The organism is Bacillus sp. SIMBA_074, assembly GCF_046534555.1.
Lineage (GTDB): Bacteria > Bacillota > Bacilli > Bacillales > Bacillaceae_G > Bacillus_A > Bacillus_A mycoides.
Map to the genome: position 1 here is coordinate 1 of NZ_JAWRYM010001086.1, position 243 is coordinate 243.

The window sequence follows — 243 nt, forward strand, 5'->3', positions numbered from 1 at the left end:
TGCTTCACGAAATCTTCCTGTATGTAAGGAAGTATGTGAACACTTGCAATCAATGGGTGTTAATGCCATTGCCTTTGAATGTGATATAACGAATGAGAGTGACATTGATCGTGTGGTACAGGAAACGGTTGCTCAATTCGGTACGATTGATATTCTCGTCAATAATAGCGGCACGTCCTGGTCAGGTCCATTTGTGGATCTTCCCAAGGATAAGTGGGAAAAAGTATTGAATGTAAATGTTAC

General features: G+C 40.7%; 1 protein-coding gene. It reads left to right on the forward strand.

Annotated features, from left to right (window positions below; all coding sequences use genetic code 11):
• Window positions 1-243: SDR family NAD(P)-dependent oxidoreductase (locus SB773_RS34105; protein WP_410594923.1), on the forward strand; the 243-nt coding region annotated here is incomplete at both ends.